This is a genomic window from Demequina sp. (assembly GCF_016278775.1).
In the GTDB taxonomy this organism is placed as follows: Bacteria; Actinomycetota; Actinomycetes; order Actinomycetales; family Demequinaceae; genus Demequina.
The window spans coordinates 1-16,430 of record NZ_JADQBF010000040.1; the positions used below are offsets into that span (position 1 = coordinate 1).

General features: G+C 66.6%; 16 protein-coding genes. 2 read left to right on the forward strand and 14 right to left on the reverse strand.

The features are described 5' to 3' along the window. The first annotated feature begins 209 nt into the window (after positions 1-209). Entirely contained in the window at positions 210-1,385 is a 1,176-nt protein-coding gene (locus QZZ33_RS05860; protein ID WP_291378834.1) for a class I SAM-dependent methyltransferase, read from the forward strand. 4 nt (positions 1,386-1,389) lie between these two features. Here QZZ33_RS05860 and QZZ33_RS05865 read toward each other — a convergent pair whose 3' ends face one another. The 10 genes from QZZ33_RS05865 to glmS all read right to left on the reverse strand — a co-directional run bounded on the left by QZZ33_RS05865 (position 1,390) and on the right by glmS (position 11,856). Next, a complete protein-coding gene (locus QZZ33_RS05865) occupies positions 1,390-3,027 on the reverse strand; it encodes a glycoside hydrolase family 3 N-terminal domain-containing protein (protein ID WP_291378835.1) in 1,638 nt (545 codons plus the stop codon). After that, positions 3,024-4,061: a tRNA (adenosine(37)-N6)-threonylcarbamoyltransferase complex transferase subunit TsaD gene (gene tsaD / locus QZZ33_RS05870; RefSeq protein WP_291378836.1), complete on the reverse strand. Its 1,038-nt coding sequence runs from the start codon at positions 4,059-4,061 to the stop codon at positions 3,024-3,026. Before tsaD ends, QZZ33_RS05865 begins: the two co-directional genes overlap by 4 nt. A 43-nt stretch (positions 4,062-4,104) precedes the next feature. Further along, the gene (gene gtfA, locus QZZ33_RS05875) at positions 4,105-5,631 is read right to left on the reverse strand and encodes a sucrose phosphorylase (protein WP_291378837.1); all 1,527 of its coding nucleotides are present in this window, start codon (positions 5,629-5,631) and stop codon (positions 4,105-4,107) included. 229 nt (positions 5,632-5,860) lie between these two features. Further along, positions 5,861-6,868, reverse strand: coding sequence for a LacI family DNA-binding transcriptional regulator (locus tag QZZ33_RS05880; RefSeq protein ID WP_291378838.1), 1,008 nt, complete (start codon positions 6,866-6,868; stop codon positions 5,861-5,863). Between the two features lie 73 nt (positions 6,869-6,941). Then, the gene (gene rimI, locus QZZ33_RS05885; RefSeq protein WP_291378839.1) at positions 6,942-7,436 is read right to left on the reverse strand and encodes a ribosomal protein S18-alanine N-acetyltransferase; all 495 of its coding nucleotides are present in this window, start codon (positions 7,434-7,436) and stop codon (positions 6,942-6,944) included. Continuing rightward, positions 7,433-8,038, reverse strand: a complete 606-nt coding sequence (tsaB, locus tag QZZ33_RS05890) for a tRNA (adenosine(37)-N6)-threonylcarbamoyltransferase complex dimerization subunit type 1 TsaB (protein WP_291378840.1) — start codon at positions 8,036-8,038, stop codon at positions 7,433-7,435. The genes rimI and tsaB overlap by 4 nt, the downstream gene beginning before the upstream one ends. Continuing rightward, a complete protein-coding gene (tsaE, locus tag QZZ33_RS05895) occupies positions 8,035-8,502 on the reverse strand; it encodes a tRNA (adenosine(37)-N6)-threonylcarbamoyltransferase complex ATPase subunit type 1 TsaE (RefSeq protein ID WP_291378848.1) in 468 nt (155 codons plus the stop codon). Before tsaE ends, tsaB begins: the two co-directional genes overlap by 4 nt. Before the next feature lie 26 nt (positions 8,503-8,528). After that, positions 8,529-9,635 carry an alanine racemase gene (gene alr / locus QZZ33_RS05900; RefSeq protein WP_291378841.1) on the reverse strand — a complete coding sequence of 369 codons (1,107 nt, stop codon included), beginning with the start codon at positions 9,633-9,635 and terminating at the stop codon, positions 8,529-8,531. Beyond that, positions 9,632-9,988, reverse strand: coding sequence for a holo-ACP synthase (locus tag QZZ33_RS05905; RefSeq protein ID WP_291378842.1), 357 nt, complete (start codon positions 9,986-9,988; stop codon positions 9,632-9,634). Before QZZ33_RS05905 ends, alr begins: the two co-directional genes overlap by 4 nt. 2 nt (positions 9,989-9,990) lie before the next feature. Further along, a complete protein-coding gene (gene glmS, locus QZZ33_RS05910; protein WP_291378843.1) occupies positions 9,991-11,856 on the reverse strand; it encodes a glutamine--fructose-6-phosphate transaminase (isomerizing) in 1,866 nt (621 codons plus the stop codon). 58 nt (positions 11,857-11,914) lie between these two features. Between glmS and coaA the strand changes: the two genes are divergently transcribed. Continuing rightward, complete coding sequence (gene coaA / locus QZZ33_RS05915) at positions 11,915-12,889, forward strand: type I pantothenate kinase (RefSeq protein WP_291378844.1); 975 nt, start codon at positions 11,915-11,917, stop codon at positions 12,887-12,889. On the opposite strand, the gene QZZ33_RS05920 is transcribed toward coaA, so the two are convergent. Genes QZZ33_RS05920 through rpsI form a run of 4 tightly spaced genes read right to left on the reverse strand, consistent with a single transcriptional unit; the run spans position 12,886 to position 16,392 of the window. Beyond that, positions 12,886-13,773: a class I SAM-dependent methyltransferase gene (locus QZZ33_RS05920; RefSeq protein WP_291378845.1), complete on the reverse strand. Its 888-nt coding sequence runs from the start codon at positions 13,771-13,773 to the stop codon at positions 12,886-12,888. The genes coaA and QZZ33_RS05920 overlap by 4 nt on opposite strands. Next, entirely contained in the window at positions 13,766-14,500 is a 735-nt protein-coding gene (locus QZZ33_RS05925) for a VTT domain-containing protein (protein ID WP_291378846.1), read from the reverse strand. Before QZZ33_RS05925 ends, QZZ33_RS05920 begins: the two co-directional genes overlap by 8 nt. Next, positions 14,497-15,858 (reverse strand): phosphoglucosamine mutase, encoded by a 1,362-nt coding sequence (gene glmM / locus QZZ33_RS05930; protein WP_291378847.1) that lies wholly within the window; start codon positions 15,856-15,858, stop codon positions 14,497-14,499. The genes QZZ33_RS05925 and glmM overlap by 4 nt, the downstream gene beginning before the upstream one ends. Positions 15,859-15,873: 15 nt before the next feature. Next, complete coding sequence (gene rpsI, locus QZZ33_RS05935; RefSeq protein WP_291378849.1) at positions 15,874-16,392, reverse strand: 30S ribosomal protein S9; 519 nt, start codon at positions 16,390-16,392, stop codon at positions 15,874-15,876. Positions 16,393-16,430: the final 38 nt, after the last annotated feature.

Genomic DNA, 16,430 nt, shown 5'->3' on the forward strand with positions numbered 1-16,430 from the left:
CGAGAGGCTTGATTGAGACCGACACTGCGGACCTCACCTTCCTAGAACGTGACGTGTAGTTGCGGCCGCAGCCCGCCGTCGCGGGGGTCAGGCAGTGGTCGCTCTCCCGACTGGGAGCACTTCAGAATTTAGCACTCTCGGGACGTGAGTGCTAACCGGCGTGACCGCTTTCGCCTGGGGTGAAACCGTAGCCATGCCAGGATCGAGTCATGGACTTACACGCCGCACGCTTGGCGGTCTCCCCAGAGACGCTGTCGTTGCTGGCGACGTTGCCCCCTTATGACGGCGACAACGCGTTGACGCTCGCGCAGCAACTGCGTGACAGAGGTGCCGATCCCGACGTCGTTGCGGCCGCCCTCACGCAATCGCGACTGCGCGCCGCCGCCCATACCAAGTTCGGTGAGTTCGCCTCAGGAATGGTCTTCAGCCAGGAGGGCCTTGAGCAAGCAACCCGGCTCGTCGTCGCCGCACACCATGGCCAACGGTATCGCGCGGCGGGGGCGCACGCGATCGCCGACGTGACGTGCGGGCTGGGGGCCGATGCCATGGCGTTCGCTTCGCTGGGCCTCGGAGTCGTCGCCTTCGAGCGCGACGAGGGCACCGCACTGTTGGCCGACCACAACCTACGGCACTGGGACGATGCGCGCGTGGTCCACGCGGACTCCATGGTCACCCTCGCACAAGGCGACATCGACGTCGAGGCCGTCTTCGCGGACCCCGCGCGTCGCAACGCACAGGGGAGGCGACACGATCCGCGGGACTACTCGCCGCCCCTCGACGCGGTACTGGCCCTGCGCGCGCGGTGGCCACAGTTGGGCGTCAAGGTGGGGCCAGCGATAGCTCACGACGACGTTCCGCCAGAGGCCGAGGCGCAATGGGTGAGCGTCGACGGCGATGTGGTGGAGGCGGGACTGTGGATGGGAGCCTTGGCTCACCATCACGGGCACTCGGCGCTCGTGTTGCGCGGCGGCGAGGCCCACGTGCTGGATGGCTTCCCCGTGCCAGGCGAGGTCGGTGAGGTCGGTGAGTATTTGCTGGAGCCGGACGGAGCAGTCATCAGGGCCGGGCTGGTGGGTCCGCTATCGCACACACTCGGGGCACGCCTTGTCGACCCGCACATCGCGTACCTCGCGGCCGACGCGCCGATCGCGTCTCCCTTTGCTGCGAGTTTTCGCATCCTGGAGTCACTGCCCTACTCGGAAAAGCGACTGGCGTCCGCACTTGCCACCCGCGGCATCGGCCATGCGGAGATCAAGAAGCGCGGCGTTGACGTAGACCCGGCCAAGTTGCGACGCACACTCAAGCTCAAAGGAGACGCGAGCGCCACGGTGATCCTCACTCGCATCGGGAAGTCACGCATCGCCTTCATCGCCGAGCGCGTCTAGGCCACTACGCGCAGGGAGTCCCTGGCATGCCACCGACCGGCCATCGACCCTGCGGCTGAACCTCACCCACAAGGACGTCTGCCAGTCCGGCGAGCGTCTCCTGAGAACGGCCGTGCAAGCCGACGTAGACGGGGGCCTGCGACACGGGAAGACCCCACGGGCCATCCATGGCGACCACGATGTCGGCGGCGCCCCCACGGGAGGGCGAGCCAAGGATTCTGATGGCGGTGCCGGCTCCTTCCGTCACGCCGTAGCCGGCCAGGGCGTCCGCAAGCGCCTGGCGTTCTCCTGGCCATCCTCCATAGATGCTGACGCTGTCCCCCACCAGGCGCGCGCCACATTGCGGCGCGACCACCGTCGCAGACGTCGCGGCAAAGTGGCGCGCGTAGTCAGTATCGGCGGGGACGCCCGACGCGTCCGCCGCCCACTCGGACTGCTGAGTCATGAGCAGGCTCACGCGCGCTATCGCCTCATCCAAACGTGCGCGCGGCAGGGTGCCGTTGCCCACCGCAGCCACGATGGCCTGGCGTGCGGCCTCGACATCGCGGGGCAGCAGCAGCAAGTCCGCGCCTGCCGCCAGCGCGGCGACCTCAGAAGCGCCCGCGTCGTAGCGGTCACTGATAGCGGCCATATTCAGCGCGTCGGTCACCGCCACGCCGGTGAAACCGAGCTCTTCTCTCAGGTATGCATACGCCTGCGGACTAGTGGTGACCGGACCGTCGCCCCACTCGCCTACAGAGACGTGCGCCATCATGACCATGGGCGCGCCAGCGTCGATCGCTTGTGCGAAGGGAACCAGGTCCCGCTCGGCAAGGTCGGCCACGCTCGCGGACTGTATGGGCAGCGCCTCGTGCGAGTCGGTCGTCACTGATCCGTGACCGGGAAAGTGCTTGATTGCCGGAGCCACGCCCCCGCTGAGGTATCCGTTGACGGCTGCGATCACGGTGTCGGCCACGTTCTGGGGATCCGAACCCGCAGACCTCACCCTGATCACCGGATCGTCAAGGCCCACCGTGACGTCGGCGACGGGCGCCCAGTTGACCGTGAACCCCAGGTCGACCATGTCTCGCGCGACCGCCGTGTACGCCTGCGTCACCGAGTCCTTGTCCGTGGTGGCACCCGCGGCCATGAAGGCAGGCATCCCTGGCAACAGGCCGTCGAGCCGCGCCACGGTCCCGCCCTCTTGATCGGTCGAGACGACGGCTGGCCAGTCGCGCCCGTCCGCTACGGCCGCTTCTGACACCGCAGCCGTCACTTGCCTGACCTGGTGGGCGTCGACCACCGCCCCGCCCATCAGGATCACCCCCGCGACGTGGCTGTCGCGCACCAAAGCGGCGGCCCCGCCAGCATCAGGCGAGTTCCAGTGGGCAACGATCACCTGGCCGGCCGCGACCTCGAGCGGAAGGTGAGACGCCGCTGCCTCCGCCCGCGCCACGTCCACCACTGAGGGGCCCCATGCCAGTCGCGGAACCTCCTGGGTTGGAGCTGACTGCGGCGAGCGGTTGGCCACCGTCACTGGCTCGGCAACTACATCGGGAGTCTTAGTGAGGCCCGGACGCCCCAGCGTGAACCACGCCGCGCCCGCGCCCCCAAGCAGCACAGCGGTCACCGCGACGCCGGCGACAACGCGGCGCCCCCTCATACCGACACCGTCTCTAGCGGCATAGAGGAATCCACGCCGATGGTCAATGCGCTCGGCGTCACACCGCGGTCCACCAGCGCGGACCCGAGCGCTGCGATCATGGCGCCGTTGTCGGTGCAGTACTTGAGCGGAGGGATACGCACCTCAATGCCCCGCTGCGCACCTGCGCTCGCCGCGAGCTCGCGCAATTGACTGTTGGCTGAGAATCCGCCGCCGATCACCAGGGTATCGACGTCGTGCCGGTCACAGGCGTCAAGGGTCTTGGCTACCAGGACCTCCGCCACCGCAGCCGCGAACGATGCCGCCACGTCCGCGACGGGAACGGCCAGGCCCGAGTCCTCGTAGGCCTCGATCCTGCGTGCCACGGCGGTCTTCAGACCGGAGAACGAGAAGTTGTACGCGTGCCGCTCCCTGTCCTTGGGGGCGGTCAGCGCGCGCGGAAACGCGATCGCGGTCGGGTCGCCCTCGCGAGCCAGCCTGTCCACATGCGGACCGCCGGGGTACGGGAGCTTCAGCAGCCTGCCCACCTTGTCGAAGGCCTCGCCCGCGGCGTCGTCCAGCGTGTGGCCCAGTTCGGTGACGCCGGTCGCGATGTCGTCGACCAGCAGCAGCGAGGTGTGCCCTCCAGACACCACGAGCGCCATGACGCGGTCAGGAAACTGGCCGTGCACCAACTCGTCGACCGCGGCGTGGCCGATCACGTGGTTGACGCCGTACAACGGCCGGTCAAGGGCGAGCGCGAGAGCCTTCGCGGCCGCGACCCCCACGGTGAGGGAACCGACAAGTCCAGGTCCGGATGCCACGGCGATCGCGTCGACGTCGTCGAGCGAGTGCCCCGAGCGACTGAGGGCCTCCTGCACGGTGGGCACCAAGGCCTCGAGATGAGCGCGCGACGCGACTTCGGGGACGATGCCGCCGAACCGCGCGTGCTCCTCCATGGACGACGCCACGACATCGGCGACGAGTTCGCGCCCGCGCACCAGTGCCACACCCGTCTCGTCGCACGTCGACTCGAGGCCTAGCACCAACTCCATGGGAGCCACTCTAGATGTTGACCGCCGCGCAATCCCGCAGCCTCTAGACGCTCACCTGCTCCTTGGATGCCGCAAGGCGCTCCCACACCAGAGTCTCGTGGAGAGTGCGCAGGTCCTCCACCTCGACCACGTCGCCGTGAGACGTGGTCCAGGAAAGCCTCACTCGGCGCGCCTCGGTGTCGACACGCAACCGCGCCCAGTGACCCGCGAGCCACCAATCGATCGCGATGTGCGCCGCGGAGTGGTCGATCTTCGCGCGCCCTTCGAACGCCGGATGCTCATTGCGGAAGCGCATGAGCGAGAGCAGCGAGGCCACCACTGGCGTCTCGGTGCGCTCGGCGATCTCGGCCGCTGTGAAGTAGTGGCGATTGATGTCGCGCCCCACACCGGTACGTTTCAGGAGGTCCATGTCGTTGGCTCCTGCGAGGGCACCCACGTAGTACACCTGTGGGATGCCGGGAACGAAGAACTGAAGGCAACGGGCAGCGAGGTATGCGTCATCGTCGCAACCAAGTGCCGAGTAGAACGTCGAGTTGACCTGGTAGATGTCGACGTTCGACGAGCTAGTCCCCGTCGCCAGACGACTCTCTCCCCCCGTACGCACGTGGATGCCCTCGACGAGCGCATCGATCTGGGAGGGGCTCAACAGACCCGCGCCACCGTCGTCGCCGTCGGATGCCCCCACGTCCACCACACCTATTCCGTCGTGGGTATCGAGCACCGTGATCGCGTTGGATGGCCTGTCATCAAGCCAGCGACCCAAGGGATCGGCGTCTCCTGTGGTGAGCGCGTGCAGGACCAAGGGCGGCAACGCGAAGTCGTACACCCAGTCGACTCGCGCCGCGATCTCGATCTGCCGTCGGTAGTAGGCGTGGACCTCAACAAGGACTTCCAGGCCCCTCGCGCGCGCTTCTGCCGTGAACTCGTCAATGAACTCGAAGGTCGCGGCTTCCATGAAGCACGACGAGCCGGCCCGCTTCACGGCGTAGCCCACCGCGTCGAGACGCACGAGCTTCACGCCGGATGCCGCCACCTGATCAAGAATCCGGCCCAGATAGCGAGCGCCGGGTTCAGATGCGACATCGATGTCGATCTGCTCAGCGGTGAAGGTGGTCCAGATGAGCCGCCGCTCGCCGCCGATCATCATCAGGGTGAACGGCAGTCCCGGTCGCGGCCGGTAGATCGCGGTCAAGTCGCGCGCCGTTGCGCCGTCAGGAAACACCTTGTCGAACGTAAGGAACATGTCCGCGTGATCGGAGTTCGCGCCGTGCTCCTGAAAGTCGCGAAACTCTCCCGACTGCGACGACACGTGATTGACAATCACATCGACCACCACATCGTGCGTGGCAGCGAGATCACGGACATCGTCCCAGGAGCCCAGGCGAGCGTCGACCTTGGTGTGGTCGATCGGGTCGAAACCCGCATCGGCACCGTCAAATGGCTCGAAGAAGGGCAGCAGGTGTACGCCCCCGCACGCTCCTCCAAAGACGTTCCTGACAGTCTCTATGGTGTCGCCAAGGTCGGCGCCTAGGCGCTCGGCATACGTGATGAGTTGAACTTGGTTGCGCACGTGCGTCACATTCCCTTCGTTCCCCACAGCAGGTGGAGGTCGCGGGGTGGGTCCGCCACGGGAGTTTCGGACCCACCCCCGAGTCTCGAGCCGAAGCTCCGCTGCTTCGTTCCGAGGCGATCCATGGCAAGGCAAATCGATTTGGTCGCTCGCCAATCATGACACCAAATCGATTTGGCCGTCAAGGGCGCATGGTGACGAACGGGCCACGGCGTGGCACCGAGAGGGGCTAACGAGGGGGTGAAGAGATCGAGTCGCGGCGGACGACGCTGCATTCCACTTCCGACGTCGACATCGCAGGAGTGGCGCCGCCAACCATTGCCACGAGCATCTCGACCGCTCGCCTCCCCATCTCGTAGTGCGGCAACGCCACCGTGGTCAGCGGAGGATCGAGCGCCGCAGAGATGATCGCCAAGTCGTCGACACCGATGATGGACAGCTCGACCGGAATCCGCATCCCAAGGCGCTGGGCGGCCTGATACACGCCCATCGCCATTTGATCGTTGAAGCAGAAGATCGCCGTCGGCGCGTCCTGCTCCTGCAGCAGCTGCAGTGCAGTGTCCCTTGCACTCTCTGTCGTGGATTCGGCCGCATAGTAGATGCGTTCGCGTTCCACTCCCGCGATGGCACGTCGGTAGCCTTCGACACGCCCGTCGCGGGCCAAGCCGGGCGTTTCGATCGTGAGGTGGGCGACGGCGCGGTGACCCGCCTGCACCAACTCTCGCGTCGCGTCCACGCCGATTCTTTCTTCATCAGGCACGAGCGCGGTCACCCCATCATCTCGAGCCCGACCGTTCACCAGCACGATCGGCACCGGTAGCGCAGCGACATCCACATCGATGTATTGGTGAAACATCCGCCCGATGATGAGCCCGTCGACGGGAAAACTCTGCAACAGCGCAATCTCGTGGGCCTCGAGCTCCTCATTGGCGGCCGAGCTCGCGACCACCATGGAGTAGGAACTCGCGATAGCCCCCTCTTGCGCGCCCTTGAGCATGGCCACAGCGAACGGCGTCGTCGCGACCGTGTCATCGACAAAACCGATCACGCCTGAGCGCTCGCGACGAAGCGCGCTCGCAAGCCGATTGGGCCGGTAGTCCAGCTGCTGCGCGACCTGAAAGACTCGGCTGCGAGTCTCGTCGGTCATCGAGCCGAGCCCATTGAGCGCGTGAGACACCGTGGTCGGCGAGACCCCGGCAGCGGCCGCAACATCGCGGATTCCGACCTTCTTTGCCACCAAGACGCCCCTCACCAGACTGCCCGTCGGGCACCTCCCGTCATCCTAACAACCAGGCTGCCGCATCAAAGGCTCACTCGTCGGTAGCGGTCACAGGCTCATACCCGCTGAGTTCACGTCGCATAACCAAGGCGTCGATGCCGCCAGGCTGGTAGTACTTGCGCCTCACCCGCACCACCGCGAAGTCATATGCCTCATACAGGGCGCGCGCTGGCATGTTGTCCACGGCGACCTCTAGCCACACATCGCTGGTGCCGAAGGCGACCGCCTCAGCCAGGAAGTCCTCCATGAGCACCTTCGCCAAACCCTCGCGACGATGCTGCGGCGCCACCGCGATATTCATGAGGTGGAAGGTGTCGCCCTCGAAGCCATAGATGGCGTACGCCGCCAACTGGCCGCCGACCTCGATGCCACGGTACCGATTGGTTCCGTAGCGCCAGTCCTCACGAATGAGACCTGCGGACCACGCAGCGGCCCCAAAGATGCCGCGCTCCTGCTCGGCCAGCCAGTCCAAGTCCTCCTCGCGCAGATCGCGAAGGTGCGCGCGCGGTGGCGCAGGATCGCTCATGCGCCGTGCACATCCGGGCGCCGCAGGTACAGCGGTTCCGTACCAAGCTCTTCGCCTGCGGCCCGCCTTCGCAAAGCCTCACGCGCCAACCACAGAGGGTCGGGGTCCGCCTCGACGGCACCGGGGAAAGGCTCCGGGTACAGCGCCGCGCCGCGGCCGATGATGCGATCACCCTCGCGCACACTCGCGTGTGCTGGCGATACCACGACGGGCCCCTCGACTCTCTCACCTCCGACGTAGCGGGCCCAGTACACCTCTCGGCGCCTGGCATCGCCCACCACGACGGCGTCACCCGCCTCTGCACCCAGAGCGTCAAGCGAGCACACTCCCCACACCGGTACGCCCCAGGCGAAGGCGAGCATGCGCGCAGTCACCAGCCCCACGCGCAGCCCCGTGAAAGGGGCTGGCCCAGTGCCGACCACGAGGGCGGTCACATCCCGGCGGGACACTTCCGCCTCGTGCATTGCCTGGCGCACCAACTCGCTGAGCTGCTCGGCGTGGCCGCGGGGCGCAAAGACGGACCTGCGCGCGAGCGCGACGGTCGCCTCCCGGTCGGTGATCGCGACCGAGATGGCGGAGGAGGTGTCGATGGCCACGATCATGCGGTCCACCCTCCCACGGGCCAGGCACGGCCCTTCCACGAGTCACCCACCGTGGTGATGGTCACGGCACGGTCGCCTGCGGCCGGGTCCTCTTCCGGCATCAGGGCTCCGCGCGGCCTATCAATGGTGATGAGCGCGTGGCCTTCTGCGAGCGCCTCGGCCTTGCCCTCGCCCCACTCGACTACGGTGACCGCCTCGTCAGTGGAGGCATCAAGATCCAAGTGGTCCAACTCCTCCAAAGACCCCAGGCGGTACGCGTCCACGTGGACCAGCACGGGCCCTGCGGCTCTCGGCTCGTGGACCCTGGAGATGATGAAGGTAGGGCTTGCCACCTGGCCACGCACGTCAAGCCCCGCACCGATTCCCTGCACCAGCGTCGTCTTCCCTGCGCCCAAGCCACCAGACAGGATGACCAGGTCGCCAGCCCTGAACACCCCCGCCAGGGCCTCGCCGAGCGCACGCATGGCGTCGCCGTCCGCAACGCAATACTTCACGCGCTCTCCTTGGCGCGCAGTCTCCCAAAACGGCACACGATCTCGTAGTCGATGGTGCCCACCGCCTCTGCCCAGTCACGCGCGCTCGGCCCGCCGGGGCCGATCAGCGTGACCTCGTCGCCCACGCACACCTCCGTAGCGGGTCCCAGATCCACCACAAACTGGTCCATACACACGCGCCCAGCGATCCGGTAGCGCCTTCCCCTGATCGATACGTCGGCCACGGAGCCCGCCGCCCGGAACACGCCGTCGGCGTAGCCAGCACTCACCAGAGCCAAGGTGGTCGGGAACGCTGTGACGTATTCATGGCCGTAGCTGACCCCCTGGCCGGCCGAGACATCCTTGACGAGTACCACGTGCGACGTGACGCTCATGGCCGGTCGCAAGCCAAAGTTCTGGCCGTCCGGATCCTCCACTGGCGGGAGGCCGTAGACGGCGATTCCCGGCCGAACCATGTCAAAGTGCAGATCGGGCCGCGTCAGCGTGCACGCGGAATTGGCGAGGTGGCGCACCTCGAGTGCCAGCGCTGACTCCTGCGCCATCACGAGGGCCTGCCTGAAGGCTTGGGCCTGCCGGTCGATCGTGGGATGGCCGGGAGCGTCCGCCCACGCCAAGTGCGACCACATGCCGACGACGCGCACGAGGCCCTCTCTCTCGGCCGCCTTGGCCAAGGTAAGGACGCCAGGCAAGTCAGCGAGCGTCACACCCTCGCGGCCCAGCCCAGTGTCGACGCAGATATGGACTCGCGGGGAGGGAGCGCCATCCCGCGACACCGCCACGATCTCACCAAGTACCTCAGGCGAGCTCACCGACAGATCGATCTGGGCCTCCATCAGTTGCGCCGCTGGCAGATCTGGGCCATAGAGCCAGGCGAGGATCCTTCCGGTGTCGCCCGCAGCACGCAAGGCGAGCGCCTCGTGCGGTTGGGCCACGCCAAGCCATGTGGCGCCCCCCGCTCGAGCGGCAGCCCCCGCCTCGATCAGGCCATGGCCGTAACCGTCGGCCTTGACGACCGCCATGATCTGCGCCTCGGTGCGTTCGGCGAGCGTGCACACGTTATGGGTGATCGCGGCCGCATCCACCGCGACCCTGAGCGCGCTCACGGCGCCTCCGCGATGACGACCGCCGACGCAATTCCGGCGTCGTGAGACAGCGACACGTGGAGCGTGGCGACGCCCAACTCGGCGGCTCGCGCCGCGACCGTCCCCGAGATCTCGAATCGAGGTCGACCGGAAGGATCGCGCACCACTTCGGCGTCTTGCCACGAGAGACCCGCTGGCGCTCCCAGCGCCTTGGCGAGTGCCTCCTTGGCCGCCCATCGCGCCGCCATCGAGTGGCGACCGAGTTGCCGCTCAGCTGGGGTGAACACCTTCTGGGCGAACCGTGGCGTGCGCGCTACGGCCCTGTCGAAGCGCTCAAGCTCGACGACGTCGATTCCCACTCCGACGACGGCCACGGCTACTCCACCGTGACGGACTTGGCGAGGTTGCGCGGCTGGTCCACGTCATAACCCTTGGCGCTGGCCAACTCGTGCGCGAAGATCTGCAGCGGCACCACGGTGACGAGCGGCATCAGCAACGTGGGGGTGACCGGCACCGTGATGAGGTGATCTGCGTGCTCCGCCGCGGCAGTGTCTCCCTCTTCCGCGATGACGACGGTGCGGGCGCCGCGAGCGCGCACCTCTTGAATGTTGGAGATCACCTTGGAGTGGAGCACTTCTCGGCCACGCGGACTGGGCAACACGATGAAGACGGGCTGGCCGGGCTCCACCAAGGCGATCGGGCCATGCTTGAGTTCGCCCGCCGCAAATCCCTCGGCGTGTATGTAGGCAAGCTCCTTGAGTTTGAGCGCCCCCTCGAGCGCCACCGGGTAGCCTACGTGGCGACCGAGGAATAGCACGGTGCGTTCATCCACCATCGACCGTGCGAGTTCCCCCAATGGTTCGCTCGTGTCGAGCACTCGCTGAATCTTGGCTGGCATGGCGTCCAACTCAGCAAGCAGGGCGGCAATCTCGTCAGGGAACTTGTTGCCCCGCAATTCGGCCAGGTAGATGCCCAGCAGGAACGCCGCGGCGATCTGCGCGAGGAAGGCCTTGGTCGACGCGACCGCGATCTCTGGACCAGCCCTGGTGTACAACACCGCGTCGGCTTCCCGCGCGATCGTGGAGCCCTGGACGTTCACGATCGCCACGACCGAAGCACCCTGCTGCTGCGCATGGCGAAGAGCCATGATCGTGTCCATCGTCTCGCCGGATTGGCTCACCGCGACCACCAGAGTTCGCACTGAAAGCACGGGGTCGCGGTAGCGGAATTCGTGAGCCAGTTCGACCTCGACAGGGATGCGCGTCCAGTGCTCGATCGCGTAGCGCGCGACCATGCCCGAGTAAGCGGCCGTGCCACATGCGATCACGATGATCTTGTCCACCGCCGCGAGCACCGAGTCTGCGATGAGCCCCTCGTCAAGCTTGAGGCGGCCGTGCTCGTTGAGTCGACCCCGCAACGTGTCGGCCACCGCCGCAGGCTGGTCGTGGATCTCCTTGTTCATGAAGGTGGCAAAGCCGCCCTTCTGCGCGGCCGATGCGTCCCACGTGACCTCGTAGGGCTCGCGGTGCACGGGTTTGCCAGCAAGATCGGTGACGAGCACGGCGTCTGGGGTGATCTCAACGACCTCGTCCTGACCAAGCTCGAGAGCCATGCGAGTGTGCTCAATGAAGGCCACCACATCGGATCCGAGGAAGTTCTCGCCCTCGCCAAGCCCCGCCACTAGCGGGGAATTGCGGCGCGTGCCCACCACCACGTCGGGAGAGGCCGCGTCGACGGCGAGCAGCGTGAAGGCGCCTTCGAGGCGCCGCGCGATCGCGCGCATGGCGTCGGCGAGGCCCAAGCCCTCGTCCACGTAGCGAGCGAGCAGGTGGCCCGCCACCTCGGTGTCGGTGTCGGAGCGGAACTCGACCCCGTGCGCCACCAGCTCCGCTCGCAGCGCTCCGTAGTTCTCGATGATGCCGTTGTGGATGATCGCGATCCGACCGTTGGCAGCAAGATGGGGGTGCGCATTCGCGTCTGTCGGCGGCCCGTGCGTCGCCCATCGGGTGTGACCGATCGCCGCCGTGCCGTCTGCCAACGGGTGCTCCGCCAACTCCTTGGCCAGGTTGGTGAGCTTGCCGGCCTTCTTGGCCACCGCGAGGTGCTCTCGATCGCTCGTGACAATGGCAATCCCTGCCGAGTCATACCCCCGGTACTCGAGACGCTCCAGGCCGCCCATGACCACGCCGCTGGCCCGCGCACTCGGACCGCCTGAACCCACGTAACCCACGATGCCGCACATGCGCCCCAGTGTAGTTCGCAGTATCGCCGTCGGCGGGCCCGTTCGCCGCCCGTCGCGAATGCGCGACAATGGATGCGTGAATGGCAGCGACGACGAGGCGGGTGTCAGCCCGTTCCTGTCGTTCACCCGCGCGGAGTGGTCCGCGCTTGCCCACGCAACCCCGTTGCCTCTCACCGCAGACGACGTGCGGCGACTGCGGGGGCTGGGCGACCCCATTAACTTGCGGGAGGTCGACCAAGTCTTTCGCCCCTTGTCACGATTGCTGACGCTGTACTCCGATGCGGTGGGTTCGCTGCACACCGCCACGAGCGCGTTCTTGGGCGAGCGCGAGTCGCGCACTCCCTTCGTCATCGGCATCGCCGGATCCGTCGCGGTCGGCAAGTCGACCACGGCGCGCTTGCTGCGCGAGATGCTCGCCCGTTGGCCCTCCTCGCCCCGCGTGGAGCTGGTGACCACCGATGGTTTCCTGCTACCAAACGCCGTGCTCGAGGAGCGAGGGTTGATGGGTCGCAAGGGCTTTCCAGAGTCGTACGACAGGCGAGCACTCAGGTCCTTCATCGCCGACGTCAAGTCCGGCGTGCCCGAGGTGACCGCGCCGGTGTACTCGCACGTGACGTACGACATCGTGCCGGACGAGGTCATTGCCGTGCACCATCCCGACATCCTGATTGTCGAGGGCCTCAACGTGCTACAGCCCGCCGCAGTGCGCACCAAGGAATCCCCTGCCCTTGCGGTGTCCGATTACTTCGACGCGTCGATCTATGTGGATGCAGACGAGCCGCACGTGCGCCAGTGGTACATCGACCGCTTTCTGTCGCTGCGCGACACCGCGTTCGCGCGGCCCGACAGCTACTTCCAGGGCTACGCGCAATTGACGGACCAGGAAGCCACAGACCGTGCCTCTCACATCTGGGACACCATCAATGCGCCCAACCTCAAGCGCAACATTGAGCCGACTCGCTCGCGCGCGACCATCATTCTGCGCAAAGGCAGAGATCACGCGGTGCAGTCGGTGCACATGCGCAAGCTCTAGAGGCGCCAGGCCACCACGGTGAAGGTGCACGGCACTAGGTCGCGCTCCGTTTCCGGCCACTCGAAATCGGCGTCTGGCCGACCATCGACTGGTCGCATCCGAGGCGAGAACTGCCATGGCAGGGTCTTGCCCTCGTCAAGAGCCACGATGGCCAACCCGTGCCGCAACAGCACGGTCACGACCTCGGAGATGGGGTGCGGCCATTCGTAAGTGCGAGTGTGGCTCACCTTGCCGTCGCCCACGTAGGTGCCATCCTCGTCCCACTGCAGCGCGCGGCCATCGCCGAAGTAGCGGTACCGCAACGTCAGGTTCGGCGCAAGCTCGTCAAGGCAGCCCAGCATGGGGTGCCCGTCGCGGATGTAGAACACGCCGCCTGGCTTCACGAGCGCGGCGACCTGTTCCGCCCAGCGGTCCAGATCATTGAGCCATCCAATGGTCCCGATGCTCGTGTAGACCACGTCAAACTGGCGATCGGCGCCGAGGTGGCGATCAACAGCCTCGCGCGCGTCGAGCACGTCGGTCTGAATCCAGTCGGCGGTCACGCCGCAGTCTGCGGCCAAGGCCGCCGCGGCATCGAGCGCTGCCGGGGAGAAGTCGATACCGGTGACGCGGGCACCAGCGCGAGCGAGTGACACCGTGTCGGTGCCGATGTGACACTGCAGATGGCACAGGTCCAGCCCTCGCAGGGATTGGCCGGGAAGGTGAGGAAGAAGTGCCTCAAGGTCGGTCCGCACCACGGGGCTGAGGTGATCGGGGTCCTCGCGCAATGCGGCTGTCTGGTACGCCTCAATGTGCAGCGGGACCCTGTCCTCCCAGTTGGCAAGGTTCGCCCTACGGGCGTCTTCCCACGGGATGTCGACGCCGTCGACGGGTTCGCTAGTCATCGTTGCCGCCCTCGCTAGGTACAGGCTCCTCCGCCTCGAGCTGCTCCGCCAGTGGAGGGAGTTCCGGCGCTCGCAGTCCGGCCAGGCTCATCACCTTGTCGACGGCGAAGCCGAGCACCACACCTCCGGTGATGCCGGCGGCGATCGACAGCAAGAGATTGTCCTCGAAGAGGCTTGCCGCGACGGTGCCAATCAGAATGCCCCAGCCCGCCCAGATCGACACCGCGATCGCGTCGATTCCCATGAACCGGCGGCGGGGAAATCCCAAGGCCCCAGCTGACAGGTTGACGGCGACTCGTCCCATGGGGATGAACCGTGCGGCGATGATGTACAACGTGCCGCGCGTCTCCAAGGCGTGCTCTGCCCAGTCGAGGGCAGCCAAGACCTTGGGGCGCCTGAACACCTTGATGTGCCGCACGTCCACCTTGGTGCCGATGTAGTACGTGATTTGATCGCCACACCACGCGCCCGTGGCGCCAGCCACAAACAACAAGGGGAGTATCGGCTGGCCGACGGATTGCCATGCCGAGGCGGCACCGATGATGACAGATTCGCTCGGCACGACGGGGAAGATCGCGTCGATGAGGGAAACGGCGAACACCGAGGGGTAAATCCACAGGGAATCCACCAGGGCCAGGATGCCGTCCTCAACCGTGCTCGACAGGTGGATTAGCCAGTCCCACACGGTGCTCGACAGGTGGACTAGCCAGTCCCAGATGTCATTCATAGGGACAGTTTGGCAGCCACTACTGCCGCGATGCGATCCGCGTGCGACTGCGCGTCTTCTGCGGTGGCTGCCTCCACCATGACGCGCACCAGCGGTTCGGTACCAGACGCGCGCAACAAAACCCGTCCCTCGTCACCGAGTGCGGTGCGCGCGGCCTCAAGCGCCTCCGCAAGGTCCGCATCTGTGTGCACGCGTGAGCGGTCCACTCCTGACACGTTGATCAGCACCTGCGGCAGCGTGTTGATTCTGCTCACCAGTTCGGCAAGCGAGCCACTCTGAGCCGCAAGCGAGGCGAGCAAGAGTGACGTGAGAATCCCGTCCCCTGTGGTCGCAAAGCGAGACACAATCACGTGGCCCGACTGCTCTCCACCCAGCGTGTAGCCGCCCTCGCGCATGGCTTCGAGGACGTACCGATCGCCCACCGCAGTCTCCACGATGTCGATCCCGGCCTCACGCATCGCGTGGTGCAGACCAAGGTTCGACATCACGGTGGCCACCATGGTGTCTCTGTACAGCGTGCCCGCGTCACTCATGGCGGTCGCGAGCAGGCCAAGGATGTGGTCACCGTTGACGATCGCCCCTGTGTGGTCGATCGCCAGGCAACGGTCCGCGTCTCCGTCGTAGGCGACGCCCATGTCGGCGCCAGCGCTCACCACGGCAGCGGCCAAGGGTCCCAAGTGGGTGGAACCGACGCCTGCGTTGATGTTGCGGCCGTTTGGCTCGCAATGCATTCTCACGACGGTGGCGCCAGCGGCCTCGAGCGCCGCAGGGCCGATCGCACTGGCCGCGCCGTGGGCTCCATCGACCACGATCATCAACCCGTCCAGCGGGGAGGGTGAGCCAGAGAACTCCCGCACCGCGCGTGCGAGGTGCGCAAGGTATTCCGCATGGAGGTCGTCAGAGACGATCACTTCACCCACGTCGCCACCTGTGGGACGCTCCCAGGCCACGCCGAGGCGCTCCTCGATGGCTTGCTCCACCGCGTCGGGAAGCTTCACTCCCCCGCGTGCAAAGAACTTGATGCCGTTGTCTGGCATCGGGTTGTGAGAGGCGGAAATGACGACGCCGAGGTCGGCCTCGGTGACAGCGGTCAGGTATGCCACGCCCGGCGTGGGCATGGCGCCCAGGTCAATGACGTCAACGCCGGCAGAAGCAAGCCCTGCCGCCACTGCGGACGACAAGAATTGGCCGGAGAGCCGGGTGTCGCGACCGAGTACCGCGCGGGGACGATGCCCGGAGAACTCGCCGCGTTCGGCCAGGACGTGAGCGGCGGCGACCGCAAGGTCGAGTGCCAATTCTGCCGTGATGTCGCGGTTGGCGACGCCACGGACTCCGTCCGTGCCGAACAGGCGCGCCATGTGCGCGAGCCTGACTTAGCGCTTCGAGTACTGGGGGGCGCGGCGGGCCTTCTTGAGACCGGCCTTCTTGCGCTCGACGACGCGGGGGTCGCGAGTCAGGAAGCCGGACTTCTTGAGCGTGGCCCGGTTCGTGTCGAGATCGATCGCGTTCAGGGCCCGTGCCACGCCGAGGCGTAGCGCGCCGGCCTGGCCGGACGGGCCGCCGCCGTGAATGCGGGCGTGGACGTCGAACTTCTCTTCGATATCCAGGACCGCGAACGGGGAGTTCACGATCTGCTGGTGCACCTTGTTGGGGAAGTAGTTCTCCAACTCACGGCCGTTGATCAGCCACTTGCCGGTGCCTGGCACCAAGCGCACGCGGGCGACGGCCTCCTTGCGGCGGCCAAGGCCTGCGCCGGGCGCAATCTCTGAGGTGCCCTTGCCGCGCACTGGCGCGGTCTCGGAGGTGTACTCCGTGGGCGCGTCGGTGGACTCAGTGGTCTCAGTTGGCTCAGTCTCGGTGGACTCAGTGGTCTCAGTGGTCTCGTCTGCCATCTCGATGTGTCCTTCTGCGGCGCCTACTGCGCCACCTG